The 17,103-nt window shown below is 42.7% G+C and carries 16 protein-coding genes; 12 read left to right on the top strand and 4 right to left on the bottom strand.

What is annotated here, in order from left to right; all coding sequences use genetic code 11:
• The first annotated feature begins 25 nt into the window (after positions 1–25).
• Positions 26–1,114: a S66 family peptidase gene (locus FFM64_RS10410; RefSeq protein WP_137607962.1), complete on the top strand. Its 1,089-nt coding sequence runs from the start codon at positions 26–28 to the stop codon at positions 1,112–1,114.
• A 94-nt stretch (positions 1,115–1,208) separates the two neighbouring features.
• Here the strand turns inward: FFM64_RS10410 and FFM64_RS10405 are convergent, their stop codons facing one another.
• On the bottom strand, positions 1,209–1,520 hold the full coding sequence (locus FFM64_RS10405) for a hypothetical protein (protein ID WP_137607961.1): 312 nt from the start codon (positions 1,518–1,520) through the stop codon (positions 1,209–1,211).
• Positions 1,521–1,751: 231 nt separating this feature from the next.
• On the opposite strand from FFM64_RS10405, the gene FFM64_RS10400 reads away from it, so the two are divergent.
• Entirely contained in the window at positions 1,752–2,018 is a 267-nt protein-coding gene (locus FFM64_RS10400) for a hypothetical protein (protein ID WP_137607960.1), read from the top strand.
• A gap of 269 nt (positions 2,019–2,287) precedes the next feature.
• Here the strand turns inward: FFM64_RS10400 and FFM64_RS10395 are convergent, their stop codons facing one another.
• Positions 2,288–3,319 carry an LCP family protein gene (locus tag FFM64_RS10395; protein WP_137607959.1) on the bottom strand — a complete coding sequence of 344 codons (1,032 nt, stop codon included), beginning with the start codon at positions 3,317–3,319 and terminating at the stop codon, positions 2,288–2,290.
• A gap of 217 nt (positions 3,320–3,536) precedes the next feature.
• Between FFM64_RS10395 and FFM64_RS10390 the strand changes: the two genes are divergently transcribed.
• The 3 genes from FFM64_RS10390 to FFM64_RS10380 all read left to right on the top strand — a co-directional run bounded on the left by FFM64_RS10390 (position 3,537) and on the right by FFM64_RS10380 (position 6,097).
• Complete coding sequence (locus FFM64_RS10390) at positions 3,537–4,931, top strand: FAD-binding oxidoreductase (RefSeq protein ID WP_137607958.1); 1,395 nt, start codon at positions 3,537–3,539, stop codon at positions 4,929–4,931.
• Positions 4,932–5,073: 142 nt separating this feature from the next.
• A complete protein-coding gene (locus FFM64_RS10385) occupies positions 5,074–5,361 on the top strand; it encodes a hypothetical protein (RefSeq protein ID WP_137607957.1) in 288 nt (95 codons plus the stop codon).
• A gap of 46 nt (positions 5,362–5,407) precedes the next feature.
• Positions 5,408–6,097, top strand: coding sequence for a GTP pyrophosphokinase (locus FFM64_RS10380; RefSeq protein WP_223876951.1), 690 nt, complete (start codon positions 5,408–5,410; stop codon positions 6,095–6,097).
• A 141-nt stretch (positions 6,098–6,238) separates the two neighbouring features.
• On the opposite strand, the gene FFM64_RS10375 is transcribed toward FFM64_RS10380, so the two are convergent.
• Positions 6,239–6,469 carry a hypothetical protein gene (locus FFM64_RS10375; protein ID WP_137607955.1) on the bottom strand — a complete coding sequence of 77 codons (231 nt, stop codon included), beginning with the start codon at positions 6,467–6,469 and terminating at the stop codon, positions 6,239–6,241.
• Positions 6,470–6,618: 149 nt separating this feature from the next.
• Entirely contained in the window at positions 6,619–7,194 is a 576-nt protein-coding gene (locus FFM64_RS10370; RefSeq protein ID WP_137607954.1) for a TetR/AcrR family transcriptional regulator, read from the bottom strand.
• Between the two features lie 182 nt (positions 7,195–7,376).
• Between FFM64_RS10370 and FFM64_RS10365 the strand changes: the two genes are divergently transcribed.
• The 7 genes from FFM64_RS10365 (at position 7,377) to FFM64_RS10335 (ending at position 16,372) form a co-directional block, all read left to right on the top strand.
• Positions 7,377–11,528 (top strand): MMPL family transporter, encoded by a 4,152-nt coding sequence (locus tag FFM64_RS10365; RefSeq protein ID WP_137607953.1) that lies wholly within the window; start codon positions 7,377–7,379, stop codon positions 11,526–11,528.
• A gap of 153 nt (positions 11,529–11,681) precedes the next feature.
• Positions 11,682–12,245, top strand: coding sequence for a DNA-3-methyladenine glycosylase I (locus FFM64_RS10360; protein ID WP_137607952.1), 564 nt, complete (start codon positions 11,682–11,684; stop codon positions 12,243–12,245).
• Between the two features lies 1 nt (position 12,246).
• Positions 12,247–12,486 (top strand): helix-turn-helix domain-containing protein, encoded by a 240-nt coding sequence (locus FFM64_RS10355; protein WP_263390091.1) that lies wholly within the window; start codon positions 12,247–12,249, stop codon positions 12,484–12,486.
• Between the two features lie 209 nt (positions 12,487–12,695).
• Positions 12,696–14,156 carry an ABC transporter permease gene (locus FFM64_RS10350; RefSeq protein WP_137607951.1) on the top strand — a complete coding sequence of 487 codons (1,461 nt, stop codon included), beginning with the start codon at positions 12,696–12,698 and terminating at the stop codon, positions 14,154–14,156.
• 13 nt (positions 14,157–14,169) lie between these two features.
• Entirely contained in the window at positions 14,170–14,829 is a 660-nt protein-coding gene (locus tag FFM64_RS10345; protein ID WP_137607950.1) for an ABC transporter ATP-binding protein, read from the top strand.
• Positions 14,830–15,107: 278 nt separating this feature from the next.
• On the top strand, positions 15,108–15,683 hold the full coding sequence (apf, locus tag FFM64_RS10340) for an aggregation-promoting factor (protein WP_137607949.1): 576 nt from the start codon (positions 15,108–15,110) through the stop codon (positions 15,681–15,683).
• Positions 15,684–16,072: 389 nt separating this feature from the next.
• A complete protein-coding gene (locus tag FFM64_RS10335; protein ID WP_137607948.1) occupies positions 16,073–16,372 on the top strand; it encodes a hypothetical protein in 300 nt (99 codons plus the stop codon).
• Positions 16,373–17,103: the final 731 nt, after the last annotated feature.

Raw genomic sequence — 17,103 nt, 5'->3', positions numbered from 1 at the left:
AATAAAATTAGAACGAGGCATGTCAATGGAAAAACCAGTAGCGTTAAAACGTGGGGATCGAGTTGCAATTGTGAGTTTGTCTAGTGGAGTATTAGGAGAGTCGAGCAGTGAACATCAATTGAACCGCGGGTTGGCACGCTTACAACAGTTGGGCTTAAAACCAGTAATCATGCCGAATGCGTTGCAAGGTTTGGCGGCGTTAAAGACGCATCCCGAGGATAGAGCTGCCGATTTGAAACGTGCTTTTTTAGATGATCGCATTAAAGGAATTATTTGTGCAATCGGTGGCGATGATACTTATCGGCTTGTACCAACGTTGATGGCTGATCCCGAGTTCGTTCAAGCGGTACGGCAGCATCCCAAGCTGTTTACTGGTTTTTCAGATACAACCGTTGACCATTTGATGTTTTACCAACTAGGCTTGCAGACCTTTTATGGCCCAAACTTTTTAAATGACTTCGCTGAATTAGGACCCATGTTGTTACCTTACACAGCGACCACGATTTCCCATTATTTTGAGAATCCGGCAACTACGGCTATCAAAAGTAGTCCAACTTGGTATGATGAACGTACTGACTTTAGCTCAGCCGCGCTAGATCAGGAACGTGTCAGTCATGTAGAAAGGCGGCATTACGAGGTGTTACGTGGTAGTGGTCAGGTGACTGGTCGTTTACTTGGTGGTTGCTTAGATAGCATTTACGATTTACTCACGACGACGCGTTATCCAGATGAAGCTCGGGTGGCGCAACAATATGGGCTGGTACCGGCGGCAAAAGACTGGCGTGGACACCTCTTATTCATCGAAACTAGTGATGAACAGCCTAGTCCGGAACTTTTCTCAACCATGTTGACCAAGCTAAAAGCAGTTGGTATTTTGGATGCGGTTGCTGGAATCATTGTCGGAAAGCCACAAAATGAGCGCTTTTATGAAGAATACCGGTTGTTATTATTGCAGGCGACGGCGGATGCACAGATCCCAATTTTAATGAATGTTAATTTTGGTCATGCCTATCCAAGAACTGCACCGCCTTATGGAGCAGCCACAACGATAAATTTTGACGTGGGAACGATTACGATTAATGAACCGTATTTTAGCGGACCAGTGACCCCATAATCAGTTGGCGAAGTTTCCTTACAAATCGGCGATTAAAAAAGGAACTCTAAAATCGAGTTCCGTTGCTATCTTCATTATTAAATTGATGATCAACTTAGCGTGTGTGGAAACGTGGGTGTAACATCGTTGGATGTTGGTGATCCGTGCCAATGTATTGAATTAACCAATAATCATTCTGCGGCAGTGAGTACCGGGCAATCACGTGTGAGACTACATAGCGAATGGTGTCGGCATTTTCGTCAGACCAGAGACGCCAAGTTGGCAGTTTGGCGGAATAAACGCGTTCCCAATCGCCCAGTTTTTGCTCATCAGCCGAGAGTGAGGCGAGTAAATCAGTATGGATATCACCGGTTAATTCAATTAGGTAGCAAAATTTCTGCTGATGAACTGGTTCAGTCTTAATCATGGTGGGCAACTCCTTTAACTTGAGATAACTTGCACGATTAGCAAGCCAGTGAATTAACATTTAAGTATATAGTACAACCATTTGACTAATAAGCCTAGTACTTTAAGTAAGTGTTATTAAAGTGTAACAATTAAAATTTCAGTTTAAATTTTTTAATCGTTTTTGCTTGACCTGAAATGCGTTTCATCCCTTATCCTAATAATAGGAATTAAAGGAAATGGGGCGTGCGTGATGGAAACGGGTATTTTAAAACAGACTGATCTAAAAACGGCACTGACACAGTACTTTTACGTTGTCGCTGACCATCGTGCGAATTGGATCAAGGTTAGGTCAACTCAAACTTTCAAACCGTTTGAGCTGACGCTACGGATGAGCGATTTACGAATTAAACATGATTCGGCTATTGCCGCCACGAAAAATAAAAAATATGAGTTTAATGATAACACGGGCGGTTTAATTACATTATTCAAAAATTGGCAAGGATCGTTAATTGCTTGAGCGTGGCTTCGATCGGCTGCCTTGAACTTCAAAAATAACTATGTCTGTTTTGAAACAGATACGGTCAGCGGGCCACTTTAACTTAATTGAGAATACAAAAACACACGTTCCAACATTGTGACTGCTAAACAATGTTGGAACGTGTATTTTGATTAATAATTGCCGGTCTGTGCCACTATGTCAATAATCAGGCGTTGAAAACTAGTCGATTACTGCCGCTTCTGGTTGTTGTTGATAATATGTGAACGAAGGACCGGTTCAACCCTTAGTTAATAAGTGCCGTCTGTATAGGTAATCGTGTCTAAACCATTGGTATTGTAATTCTGATTGTTGATGCCGTCGTAAGTTGGATTGAGTTTATTGAGCTTTGTTTCCATGTTACTCAAGGATTCTGTTGATAGTCCTAATTGTGTGCGCATGTCATCGGATGCCGTTTGAAGCTTTTTCGTGCTTAGAATCTGATAGGAACTCGTATTGATCCAGGCACCAGTTCCGACGACTTGGGTCGATTTGATATTTTTCATATTTGCACGATCATGAGTAGCCAATGTGACTAAATCGTCAAAGCTAAGGTCGGTTTTAAGGTTTCCTTTGAGTGAACTTAACAGCTCACTGTAATGCGAAACGGTGCTCGTTTTAGCCAATTTAGTTAAAACGGCACGCATGACTTGTTGCTGCCGAAGCTGGCGACCATAATCGCCACGGGGATCTTGATACCGCATTCGTGTATAGCTCAATGCTTGTGTCCCGTTTAAATGATGAGTTCCTTTGGTCGTGGTGATGTGGTCAAAGGTAACGTCCATGTCACTCGTAATAGTGACACCACCCACGGCATCCACGATTTGTTTTAAACCGCCCATGTTAATGGTGGCGTAATAGTTGATCGGAACGTTGAATAACTTGCTTACGCTAGCCTTCGCCATCTTAGAGCCACCAATATTATAAGCTGCGTTTAGTTTTTGGACGTTGGTTTCTTTCGTGCCCACCATTTCGGCCAACGTGTCACGCGGAATACTGGTAATCACGGTCTTTTCAGTCTTAGGATTGATGGTGACAATCATGATAGTATCTGAATTGCCTTTGTCAATACGACCATCAGCCCCAGTGTCGACACCTAGCAATAAGAGACTGATTGGTTGGTTGGCCTTAATCGTCTGGCTGGCATCTGACCCCGTATAGACAGACTGGTAGCGTGCCTGGGCTTGACGAATAATGACTCCCACGGTAATGAGTGCAATGAGCGCGATTAAGCCCCCTGCGATCACCCACGGTCGTACTCTTGAATGTCCCATATGTCGCATAGTGTCCTCCTTTTGAATCTACAGCTGTAAGCATACCTTTTTAGCGGCCGACTTAAAAATACCTATTTTGAGTGTACTTAATTCAAAAAATAGATACCATCACGAACACTTTGAAAGGAAAGTGTGCAAATGGATTTGAAGACATATATGCAGCTAATTATAAAAAGTTAGCTTATACTAATCACGTAGAATAATTTGATGAATTGGAGATGTTAGTTTGACAACATTTAAAGCGTTTTCGGACGCGGATATTTTGGCGGATTTAACCGCAGCAGTGCCAGTTGAGCATGTTTTTACTGATCAAGACACGTTAAATAAATTTTCTTTTAGCAAACGGCTTACGGATGATGATAGTGGTTTGGCGTTAGCGTATATTGAAGCACATTCCACCGCAGACATTCAGGGAACTTTGAAGATTGCTCGTAAATATCATTTGCCAGTGATTCCGCAATCACAAACGACCAGCACTGTCATTGGATCAGATGGTATTACGGGTGGGTTGATTCTATCGACCGCTAAAATGAACCACATCTTGGAAATCAGTAAAGCTGATTCTTTGGCTGTCGTGGAGCCCGGTGTTATTAATGGTGACTTGGATCAAGCTGCGCGTAAAGAAGGCATGTTCTATGCGCCAGATCCTGGCTCGAAGCCAATTTCTGGTATTGGCGGCAATGTCATGACTAATGCCGGTGGTATGAGTACGGTGAAGTATGGTGCCACTAAAGATAACGTCCTCGGTTTGAAGGCTGTGCTGGCAGATGGCCGTGAAATCAAACTCGGTGGTCGAACGTTGAAGCAAGCATTTGGCTATGATTTGACACAGTTGATGGTTGGTTCTGAAGGAACGCTGGGCATTATCACGGAAGTTATCGTCAAATTAATGCCAATTCCACTTGGAACACCAGTCATGGGCATGGCGTTCTTTGATAACATGACTAAGCTAGCTAAAGCTGTTGCGGCAATTCGGATTTCTGGCGTTTATCCAACCATGCTGGAAGCATTGGACGGTCAAACCGTGGCTGCATTGGATCGCTATGAAGACACCCACTATGCGTCAGATAGTGCCGCCATGTTAATCTTCAAGCTCGACAATGGCGGTGAAGCTAGCATGCAACTTGTGCGTAAATTGTTGGCGGAAAATGATGCCAGCAACGTCACGATAACGACTAAGCCGGAAGAGCAAGCTCAATTAGAAAAATTGCGGCGCGATATGCTACCAGCTGTCTTTGCCGGCCAAAATCATATTATGGAAGACATGGCCGTGCCGTTGTCACAGTTGGCGCCATTAATGGATTACATTTCAGATTTGGCAAAACGGTTAGACGTTAAGATTTACACGGCGGGGCATGCCGGTGACGGAAATGTGCATCCAACGTTGGTTTGGCCAAAGGAGGCCACCAAAGTGCCAGATAACGTGATCGTTGCCTTGCAAGAAATGTTCCACAAGACTTTAGCACTCGGTGGGACGATTACCGGTGAACACGCCGTTGGAATGTTAAAAAATCAATGGAACAACGCTGAGTTAGGTGAAGACGTCGATCAATTACAACATCAGATCAAAGCGTTATTTGATCCAATGGGTATTTTAAATCCTAAACGGAAAATTAATTAAGTGAAAAAGGAAAGTTCGAGACTAGATGCTCGAACTTTTTTTAATTTCCGGTTAAGGCCGACCTGATTCACGAGTTAATGATTGCACCATGACATGATTATGCTTATGATTGAAGTATTAAGAATAATTGGAGGAAACGCAATTGACACCAAAAAGTTCGAATGTTCGGCTTGAATTTGATGCCGAAGTTTTGCGCAATGAGGTTTTTGACGTCGTTGATTTTGCAAGCTTTCAACGTTTCTGGCACCGATTTGAGCATTTTTCAAAAGATCGGATGGTCGTGGGGCATTTGAAGGTACTCGAAAGTCACGGCTTAATTCCGAGTGAGTTTAAAGACGTTAGTGGTCGTCTAGGTTACAGTGCTGGCGAAGCACAATACCAAATCGATTATGATCAGATTGTCCGTGAATGGGTCGTCACCACTCAATAGTGTGGGTCTAAACAGGCCTGCAAAAGTCATTGGAGCGATACGCAAAGTGAGTAAGACAGAGTCTCAAGCAGATGAACCAGATGTACTATTACCAGCACAGCCGGAGTTATTACAAGCGGTCGATCAATTGAGAGCGTATTCATTACGTTATGAAGTTGCGATGAAACTTGTTCTAGACAAGCTGGATTATATTAGTCGGGAATATGAATTACGTTATGGCTACGCCTTGATCGACAGCAAGCAGTCACGAATTAAGTCACCGGAGAGCATTATTGGCAAGATGCAACGTAAGCAATTGCCATTGACTTTGGAAGCTGTTTTTAATAATTTACATGATATTGCGGGCATTCGCCTAATTGTCCGGTTTTTAAGTGATGTTAAAACGGTGGAAGACTTATTAGCGACGCAAGCGGATTTAAAAGTGTTGAAGGTAAAGGATTATATTAACCACCCTAAAGCGAATGGGTATCAAAGCTTACATTTGATTCTTGGTGTGCCAATTTATACGGTGGATGGTCCAAACATCATTGAAGTTGAATTACAGATTCGAACGATTGCCATGAATTTCTGGGCGTCGTTGGAACATGAATTGAATTATAAGAAGAATGTTCCTAATCAGGCGGCGCTGCGCCATTCCTTAACCGAAAAGGCTCACTTGATTACGCAATTAGATCAAGAAATGGACGACATTAAGGAACGGATGTATGATCAGCAACCACCAAAACGTGCCCGTTAGAAAAGTCCTACAAACCGATGATGGTTTTGTAGGACTTTTTTGGTGACCTTGATGTGAGTCAAGGTCGCAGCAAGTTTAGTTTGTTAGATTTAGGATGGTTATCAATTAGTTGAGCAATCTGACATCGGGTTGAGGTAAAAGTCAATCATCTGCCAACAATTGATGAAAATGACGGCCGATTGGCACCCAGAGCTGGGCCCGCCAAATATCTTGGACTGTTTCCCAGAAAAGTGAGTCACTCAATTCAGATCCGCTGACATTAACTGGAAAGTATTGGCCTGATTCAGTTTTCACAATGATTTGAGGATAGAATACTTTCACTATTTTAGCCGCCATGATATTTTTAATGCGTGGGTTATTATCCAGTAACATATGGAACACTTCACTTTCAGTATGACCTTATCAATAATACAAGGATTATCATACTGATAAAATGTGAATGCTTTGCGGACCGAACCATGATGATTTTGTTAGTTATTGTTTTAGGTTGTTTAAGAAAGGTTGTGATTGACTAACAATCGTTAAGATTTGTTTGGAATATCTTTGAACGGTTTGCCACGATACCACCAATCATTAATGTAATTGGCCAACTGTTCAGGTGATTCTTCTAGACCAGTCTTGAGCCAGTAGCGAACAACCCCGACGATGCCATTTAAGTAATATTCAAACATGTACTCGCCTTCACGAGGGTCAATATTGGCAATCTTGATGCGGTCATCTTCGAGAATTTCTCGTTTGGTAATGGCGATGAATCGCATTAAGAAGTCTTGATCAGTGGTGAGGATAAATGAGGTGACCGCATGGCGTTTCTTCACGATTTCGAAGATTCCCGTTAAAATGGCGTGCAATGAATTGGGATCAGTGTGTTCATTAATGACGGCAAGTAACTCTGCCGTGGCGTCTTCTTCGATCGTGTGGACGCAATCTTTCACATCTTCATAATGGGCATAGAAGGTCCCACGATTAATGTCTGCTAATTTGCAGACGGCAGTCACTGTAATTTCATTAATTGGTTGGTTTTGTAACAATTCAATCAGGCTGTTTTGGATGAGCCGTTCCGTCATTTTGGCGCGGCGATTATTTTTTGTTCCTACCATTAATTATTTCACCTCATTAAGTAAACAATTTCGCCACTGTTGTTTATTTAATGACGAAATTATGAAAATTGTTGCTTGAATTTTCTGTAATTTTCAACTAACATGTTGTTATTATTTAAACACATTGTTGATTAAATGTCACGATGTCGTTTTAGAATCTGAATTAGGGAAGGGATATAACATTGAAAGGGAGCCGTAGACAATTTACCATTCAGGCTGTTGTTTGGTTAGTAGTGATGGTGGCGGCCATCATCTTCTTGCCAAATGTCAGCGGTTTGGTCCGTGATAAGGGCCAGACACAGTTGCCAAGTAGCGCGAAGAGTCAGGTCGCGTCTGTTATTCAAAACCATTGGGGGCGTCATCAAAATAATACGCGCCAAGTGGTCGTTGTGTTTAGTAACGGTGATAAACCGCTAACTGCGACTCAGAAGCAAGAAATCGATGGGACGATTCAACGTTTCAAGGTCCAGAAGTCAAAATATCATGTGAAATCAATGACCGCAGCGAGCGATAATGCCGCTGCGAAAAAGCAATTGATCTCTAAGGATAAATCGACGCAATTATTACAACTAATGGTCGGTGAAAATCAGACTGTTACTAATATGACGAAAAATATTACCGACGGTGCCAAGACTAGTGGCGTTAAAACGTACGTCACTGGGAGTGACATCTTAAATGATGATTTCACGCAAGAAACGGAAACTGGGTTACAGAAGACTGAAATTATTACCGTCATTTTCATTTTCATTGTGTTGACATTAGTCTTCAAATCACCAATTACGCCAATTGTGTCGTTATTGTCAGTTGGTCTATCGTTCATTATTTCGTTAAGTATTGTGATGAATTTAGTTGAGAAATTCAATTTCCCACTATCTAACTTTACGCAAGTCTTTATGGTCGTGGTCCTCTTTGGGATTGGGACGGACTACAACATTTTGATGTTTGATCAGTTCAAAGAAGAACTCAGTCATGGCGATAGTCCAGTCGCTGCGACTGGGCGGGCGTTGAGAATAGCTGGCCGGACAATTCTGTATAGTGGTTCCTCACTGTTAATTGGGTTTAGTGCCCTGGGATTAGCTAACTTCTCGATTTATCGTTCCGCTGTTGGGGTCGCCGTAGCGGTAGCCATTCTGTTGTTAGTTTTGTTAACTTTAAATCCATTTTTCATGGCATTACTCGGACCGAAGTTATTCTGGCCATCTAAGAATTTCGCGGGTGGTAGTACTAGCAAGATGTGGCATGGCATTTCGAAGAATGCCGTTCGCTATCCTTTGATTGCGCTAGTCGTTGTCTTAGGTGTCGCGGCACCATTCGTCTTTACCTATAGTAATCAATTAAATTATGATACTTTGGCAGAACTGAATGATTCAATTCCTGCTAAACAAGGGTTCAAAGTGGTTCAAGCGCATTTCTCGAAAGGGACGGCGGAACCATCAACGCTCTATATCAAATCAGATCATGCGTTAAATAATGAAAAAGATATCAAAACTATTGACAACTTAACCCGTCAATTGAAGAAGGTTAAGGGTGTCAAGACGGTTGCTTCTGTGAGTCAACCGGGTGGTGCAGAAATCGGTGACCTATATGTTAAGAAGCAATTAGGGACAGTTACCACTGGGATGGACTCAGCAAGCAAGGGCTTAACGAAGATTAGTAGTGGCTTGGATAGTGCTAGCAGTCAACTGAAGGGCTCAAATATGTCATCCGGTGTCAGTGGTGCTAAAACTTTAGCTGATGGCGCCAAGACCCTTTCAACTGGATTGGTCACTTACACAAATGGTGTTTATACCGTGAATAATGGCTTGAATCAGTTGAATGGCTCGACTGGCACATTGGCTAGTGGGGTAAATAAATTAACTGCGGGTTCACAGCAAGTTACAACTGGTTTGAATACTTTGAATAGTAAAACCGGTGCCTTATCGAGTGCCACGGGCCAATTGGCGAGTGGTTCGAACACGTTAGCTAAAGGCGTCGTCACTTACACAAATGGTGTTTATACTGTAAATAATGGCTTGAATGAGTTAAATGGTCAGACGGGAACGCTGAGTTCTAAAGTTGGCGAATTATTCGATGGGACTTCTAATCTCTCTTCAAGTTTAGACAGTTTAGCAAGTCAAAATGGCACAGTTGCTGACAAGCAAAATGAATTGATTGGCAGTATTGGTCAACTTCAAAGTGGTTCAGCGGAGATTGCCAACCAATTAACTACCATGCAGACGGAAATTAATGACGGTAACACTACTCAGTCTAAAACGGATCTAGCTAAGTTGACCGCAGGACTTAGTGAGTTAAATTCAAGTATGGATGAATTGCAGCAACTCTCTAGTTCGATGGGTTCTGCTAAAGATGATGCCGATAATTTTAAGACTGTTTTTTCAACAGCTCAAACACCGATTAAATCGGATATGGGAACCATCCAAAGTGCATTAGAAAGTGCATCTAGTGCAGATAATGTCAAAACTGGTGCAACCAATGCTAGTGTCGATGCAAATGCGGTTGCTTCTGCAGCAATTGCTGCAGCTGGTTCAGCAGCGACTTCAGAACAAAAAGCTGCGATTAGTTCGGCGGTAACCTCACAAGTGAACGCACAAAATAGTGCCAATAACAGTTCAAGTACTGCGACGACTAAAGCTGGCAGTTCAACCGATGCCAGTGCTGGTTTAAAGGCGCTGTCGGATTTACAAACGCAATTGAATAACATCAGTACGGCTGCAGCTAAATTGCAAGACTTGAGTACTAATATGGATAAGTTATCCAAATTAACAACGCTTGCAACCGATTCAAAGACTGCTAATACAAAAGCAATTGAAGCAATTACCAAGCTAGAAGGTTCAATTACTGACGTACAAAATGCGCTTAATGGTAATGGAACGGCTGCAAATCCAGGCTTTGTTCCTAGCATGAACAGTTTGAGCTCTAACTTGAGTAAATTGCAGACTGGTGCTGCGACACTTGCTTCAAGCATTAATGGATATACTGGTTATGTTTCACAGGCAGCTACGGGTGCTAATAAGATTAATAATGGTGTAGGTACATTGAATGCATCAATTCCAACGTTGACTAATGCAATCGGTGCATTGACGGCTGGAACCAATCAATTGGCAGCTAATTCCTCTTCATTAAATAGCGGTGCTGCACAGCTTGCTTCTGGGAATAGCCAATTAAATGCACAAGTACCAGCATTAGCTAGTGGCGTGAGTCAATTGGCTTCGGGCTCTAGTCAAGTTACATCTGGCTTAACAACCTTACAAGGTCAATTACCAACGCTAGTGAGTGCTATCGGTGCCCTAGATGCTGGGACTAACAAGTTAGTTGCCAACTCTGCGGCCTTAACCTCAGGCGCTTCACAAATTGCCGCTGGGAACCAAACGATGTATACGACATTACAAAGTTTAGTTGGCCAGATGGATACGTTACAAAAAGGGTTAGTCACGGCTAGCGACGGGACCAAGACTATCAACAAAGGTGTTGGTTCAGCGAATAGCTACTTGGTTGGTTTGAAGAAGTCTGATGCGGCGAATACCTACTATGTACCAAAGAGTACGTTGAAAGGTAAGACGTATAAGACAGCTTTGAACACTTACATGTCTGATAATTACCATGCGACGAAGTTGACGATTGTCTTAAAGGATAATCCTAGCTCAAAGGCTGCGATGAACAAGATTTCAGCCATCCAGACGCAAGCACAAAACACCTTGAAAGGGACTTCGTTAGGCGGTTCCACGATTGCTATTGGTGGTCAAACGTCTGAAACGAACGATACTCAAGCTATCGCGTCGAGTGACTTCATTCGGACCGCAGCAATCATGTTAGTCGGAATCTTGTTGGCCTTGATGGTCATCACGCGTTCTGTCTTACAACCGTTTTACATCTTAGGGACCTTGTTATTGGCTTACATTATGTCCTTGAGTATCACGCGGATGTTGAGTAGTTGGTTAATGGGCCAAGATATGTTGACTTGGAACACGCCATTCTTCGGTTTCATCATGTTAATTGCCCTCGGGGTCGATTACAGTATCTTCTTGATGATGAAATACCGTGAGTTTGATAATACGGCGGCCACGCCAAGTACTCGAATTGTGCGGGCTTCTTCCGTAATTGGGGCTGTGGTCTTATCCGCCGCCTTGATTCTAAGTGGGACGTTCGCGGCCTTGATGCCATCTGGTGTCTTGACTTTGATTCAAGTGGCGATGGTTGTGATTATCGGGTTAATTATCCTGGTATTTGCCATTCCAACAGTTATTCCAGCACTGATTCGTTTAACCTATCCTTTGACGGATAATATGGAAGACGACTCAACTACGGATGACTCTACGAAACGGTCACACAAGTAAGTTTTTGAATTAAAGTGTTTATTTAAATGATGTCCGTTAGCTTGGTCAGTAGACTAAGCTACGGACATTATTTTTTAGTTAAACAAGAACATACGTTTGTGCTCTTGTGGTATGCTGTAATCAATCAAAGATGAAACGTTGGAGGTAGGACAGATGAAAAGATGCGATTGGGCAAATTCGACACCATTAATGCAGGAATATCATGATAACGAGTGGGGACGACCACAACACGATCAACAAAAGTTATTTGAACTGTTGTCACTAGAGACTTATCAGGCTGGGTTAAGTTGGCAGACGGTTTTAAATAAGCGGGCGGCTTTCAAGGAAGACTTTTATAATTATGATATTGCGCGTGTTGCCGCGATGACTGATGCGGATCTTGACCGTTTACTGCAAGATGAGCGTATTATTCGCCATCGTCAAAAGTTAGCGGCGACAATTAATAATGCTAAAGTGATTCAGAAGTGGTCAGCGAGTTCGTCTTATGCTGACTGGCTTTGGTCATTTGTCGATGACCAGCCGATTCGTCAGGCTTGGCAAACTTCGGCTGAAATACCAGCGACTAATGACTTAGCTAAACGGCTTTCCAAGGCATTGAAAAAGCGCGGTTTCAAGTTTGTCGGGCCAACGACCATTTATTCGTATTTGCAAGGTGCTGGTCTGATTAATGATCATTTGGCTGACTGTGATTGGGCACCTGAGAATGAGGGGCGCTGATTTGAGAGATTCAGAATCTGACGAGTTAGTGGCGATAAAAAGTGCCCGTTTAGACTTGGGGGTCAAGGTTCGTGATCTTCGTGAGAAACTTGGAATGAGTCAACGCGAATTGGCTGCACTGATTGTGCAACCACCGGCGACAGTTGTTGAAATCGAAAACGGTTCAATAAATGTGTCACTGAATCGCTTGTCTGATATCGCCACTGCAATGAATCGGCGATTGACGATTCAGTTTATCTAAATAGCATTCTAAAGCCAGCGACGTTCTTTCGTTGGTTTTTTTGACCACAACCCCGCTCATCACTGCATTAGCAATGCCTTATCAAAAATATTCGGTAACTAACCACCGAAAGACCCCAAGAAGTTCATAGTTTAATCCTTTTTGCCCTGTAAATTGAGGACTGTTCAGTTCAAAGCAATACTAATACTTAATTTTGAGGAGGGCCAAACGTGAATTTTTTCAAACGGGCATGGCTTAATTTAACGGCGAAGAAAGGTCGTTCAATCTTATTAATTCTGGTCACGTCAGCAATTATGTTGTTTGTCTTAGCTGGCCTATTGATTCGAAATGCCGCGGATACGGCAACGAGTAATGCGAAGCAGCGTGTTGGTGCAACACTGACGCTCTCAGCCAATCGAGAAGCAGCATTCAAGAAGATGCGAAGTGGGTCATCGACGAGCAAGACTAGTCGGCCCAAACTGACGACATCACCGGTTAAATTAAGTGATGCTAAGAAGATCGCAAAACTCAGTAATATCGCCAGTTACACGGCGACAGTTTCTACGTCAGCTAATGCGAAAGGGTTTAGTGCAATTTCAACCTCTGGCAGTAGTTCAGCTGGTGGCATGAAAGGCATGGGTGGCAGTACCACGAGTTCTGGCGACATTGCAATTTCCGGCGTCACTTCGACGAGCACCACTTCTGCTTTTGAAAATAGTTCTAGCAAAATCACCAAAGGCCGCGGGATTACCATAGCTGATGAAGGGACTAATAATGTCGTCATCGAAAGTGAGTTAGCCAAGGAAGATGGCTTAAAAGTTGGTGACTCGATAAAGTTGAAAGCCACAACTGGGACGAAGCAAACATATACGTTGAAGGTCGTTGGGATTTATAAAGCTAGTGCTAGTGCAAGTACGCAACAAGGTCCTGGCGCAACTGATCCGTCAAACAGTGTTTATACTTCATATACTTTTGCCAACACGGTCAAGGGTACTAAGTATAAAAATACTGCTGATTCAGTTACTTTCAATGTTTCTGATCCGGCCAAAGTCAGCGCAGCCAAAAAGGCTGGGAAGGCTTTGATTAATACGTCGAGATATTCTTTGACGACGGATGATAGTAGTTATCAAACCGTCAAAGCTTCAATGGCGAACGTGAAGTCATTTGCGGATAAGATCGTTTGGTTAGTCGCCATTGCTGGAACGATTATCTTAGCATTGATTGTGATTTTAATGATTCGTGAACGTCGTTATGAAATTGGTGTGCTCCTGTCATTGGGTGAAGCTCGCTGGAAAATCGTTGCGCAATTCTTTGTCGAAATGGTAATGGTCTTAGTTGTTTCCATTGCGATTGCGGGTGCTGGCGGTAAATTTGTCGGGAATCAACTTGGCAAACAGCTCGTTTCACAACAAACGACCACCGGTACCATGAGTACGCAACAGGGCCCTGGCGGCGGGGCTCCTGGTGGTAACACTTCTGACACAAAACCGGCTGGCAATATGCAAGGTGGCGGTGCGCCAGGCAGCAACAGTTCAATGTCATCACAAAAACAAGCAGAATTAGCAATCAATGTAACGGCGCTGGATTTAGTTGAACTCGGCGGTTTCGGGTTAGCGATTATGTTCTTGTCCATTATGTTAGCCTCGGGCGGAATTCTGCGACTGCAGCCGAAGAAAGTCTTGATTGAATAGGAGGAATTTGAACATGTTAAAAGCAAATGATATTGGTTATTGGTATGATCGCCAAGAAAACAGCCTGTTTGAGCATGTGAACCTTGAATTTAAATCGGGACACTCATACGCAATTGTAGGGCAAAGTGGTTCTGGTAAAACGACATTTTTGTCGCTGCTAGCTGGCTTAGATAAGCCACGGGCCGGTCAAATCGAGTTGAACGGTGAGCCGATTAATCAACTTGGATTAACAAATTATCGCCGCTCACATGTCGCGATTGTGTTCCAATCGTATAATTTATTGACCTATATGTCGCCATTAAATAACCTGTTAACGGCAATGGCGGTGACGAATTCAAGTCATCGCGGTGATAAAGCTTTTGCGATGGACATGTTACGCAAGCTGGGAATTACAGATGAGCAGATGACGAAAAATGTTCAGAAGTTATCCGGTGGTCAGCAGCAGCGCGTGGCGATTGCTCGGACGATGGTGTGTGACGCTAAAATCGTGGTTGCAGATGAACCAACTGGGAATTTAGATGAGGAAAATACGCAATATGTCATTGAACAATTTCAAAAAATTGCTCACGAACAACATAAATGTGTGATTATCGTCACTCATGAACCAGATGTTGCGGCAGCCTGCGATCAATCGTATCGCTTAGCAAAACACGAATTTACTGTCGAAGCTTAGACTTAATAGGACGCTCAACATAGCCAAAATGGCCGTGTTGAGCGTTTTTTTGACCATTGAACTGGTAAAGACTGGCTGAGATAACCGATTAATATTACAAAGTATTACGAAATCGGCCGTTTATTACAATGAACCCTCAAAAATGTAACGTCCCATTGATACCAGTGCAACATCCACCCGGTATACTAGATTTTGTTGATTAGTTATGACTGATCAAGAGAATCATAGGAATTTAACCGATAGAAACTAAGCCAAACTAATAGGAGTGTTGTATTTTAATGAAAGCAAAAAATCTTGTTTTATCAACTGTTGCCGCTTTAGGTTTGTTCGCCGTCGCTTCAACGACTGCTAACGCCGATACTGTTACTGTTAAATCTGGTGACACGGTCGCTAAGATTGCTAGCGAACATCAAACCACTGTTAACGCCATCGAAAAGGCTAATAACTTGAAAAACGTTAACTTGATTTTCGTCGGTGACCAACTTGAAGTTAACGGTTCAACGACCGCAACAACAACTTCAACTAACACAGCTGCTGCAAGTACAACTGCAACGACTACTGATACGACAAGCGAAAATGTTGCTTCATCAACAAGTCAAGATACGACAACGACTGCAACGACTACCAATGATAGTGACAGTGCTGCTAAAGCATGGATCGCTAACAAAGAATCTGGTGGCTCATATACAGCCACTAACGGCCAATTTATTGGTAAGTATCAATTAAGTGCCTCATATCTTAATGGTGATTACTCAGCTGCCAACCAAGAAAAGGTTGCTGACAGCTATGTTGCCTCCCGTTATGGTTCATGGAGTGCTGCTAAGGCACATTGGTTAGCTAATAACTGGTACTAAAATTTAAAATAGCAAATCGATCCGACTTACTGACATGGTGAGTCGGATTTTTTTATCATCCGAAACTAACATGATAATCCGTTATATAGTGTTATACTTGGAAACAATCATTTGTAAACTGTGGTAATCAGTTATCTGGACGTTGACGCTGGTTATAAACCAGAAAGGATTAATAAGTGCAATTTATTATTTTAAGCTTGATGATGTGGGGGCTACTTTTGTGGCTTTCAGTGGAGATTCGGTCAATTAGTTTATGACGCTTACCGTGGCTGCATTTAAAAGCGACTAACGATGGCTTTTTTAAAAGGAGTCGAACCCGACGTTATTTTTTATTTGAACCGGTCCATCATAACGGCACATATGCGCGTCAATTTCTGGTTGTGTTTTGGATGATAATCGTTTTAGGACTGGGGTATAGTATTGTTGGTTTGTTCATCACAGGCCATTTTTTTGATCTTTTAGTCGGCCTGGTTATTTTCTTGCTTGGGTATATGTGTGGATTATGGCAGTATGAGCGACTATTGTTCGCTGCTACAAAATATTGGCAATCGGAAGGGACGGCAGAAGCGCCATTTACGCTGTCACTAACTGACACGAGCTTGCCAGAATTAAAGCATTATTTTAACAAGGTATTGATGATTACAATTTTATTGAGCGTTGTCATGCTGTTATTGATTTTAGGGTCATAGTTCCTGATAAAGTGACTATTGTATTTGATAATGATAAAAGAATACGCTAGAACTGATCATCGTTAAATGATTAGTTCTGGCGTATTTAAGTTATTGACTAAAGTTAAAAATTGACGGTCTGCACCACTACGTCAACAATCAGGTCATGAAAACTAGTCGATTACTACCGTTTCCGGTTGTTGCCGATAACATGCGGGCGAGGTTCAAGCCTTAGAAACGTCTTGAACCTCGCCCAGCAGCTTTGCTAAAACCACAAATCTCCCAGACTGTCCGTGGTGTAAGGTCGGCAAAGAACGCCGGTCAAACGCCACCTGTACGTCCGATGCTATCAGTAACAGCCTCCAACTAAATTAGTAGTTATTTTTTGGATAAATTCGTTATTTACGCTTAGTGGAGTCAGTCAGAATCGGTGTGCGGTGTGTTGGCAAGATTAGTCAGCGTTCTTGGCTGACTAATCTCGTGGGGCAATTCAAAGACGTGTTTTATCTGCTTTGAATTGAGGCACCAGACCGTACTGTGGCTGGTACCGTCCCCCACAGCACACCGGTTTTGATTGACGGAGCGCTGAATTTAGATAAGTCTACTTTAGACGTAAAGCTCACTGGTACTTCGACATTTGTGATGTTTTTGAGTCTTTCAACCTGTAGTGGTTCCAATAAAAAAATACTAAGCTTAGAGGCATAGAAGTTACCCGACGGGGTGCTCCTATGCCTCTATTACTTTATAGTGGT

It is taken from the genome of Lactiplantibacillus daoliensis (genome assembly GCF_005405005.1).
GTDB classification, from domain to species: Bacteria; Bacillota; Bacilli; order Lactobacillales; family Lactobacillaceae; genus Lactiplantibacillus; species Lactiplantibacillus daoliensis.
Note: the sequence above shows the minus strand (reverse complement) of the source record. Positions and strands in the feature narration are given on the sequence as shown.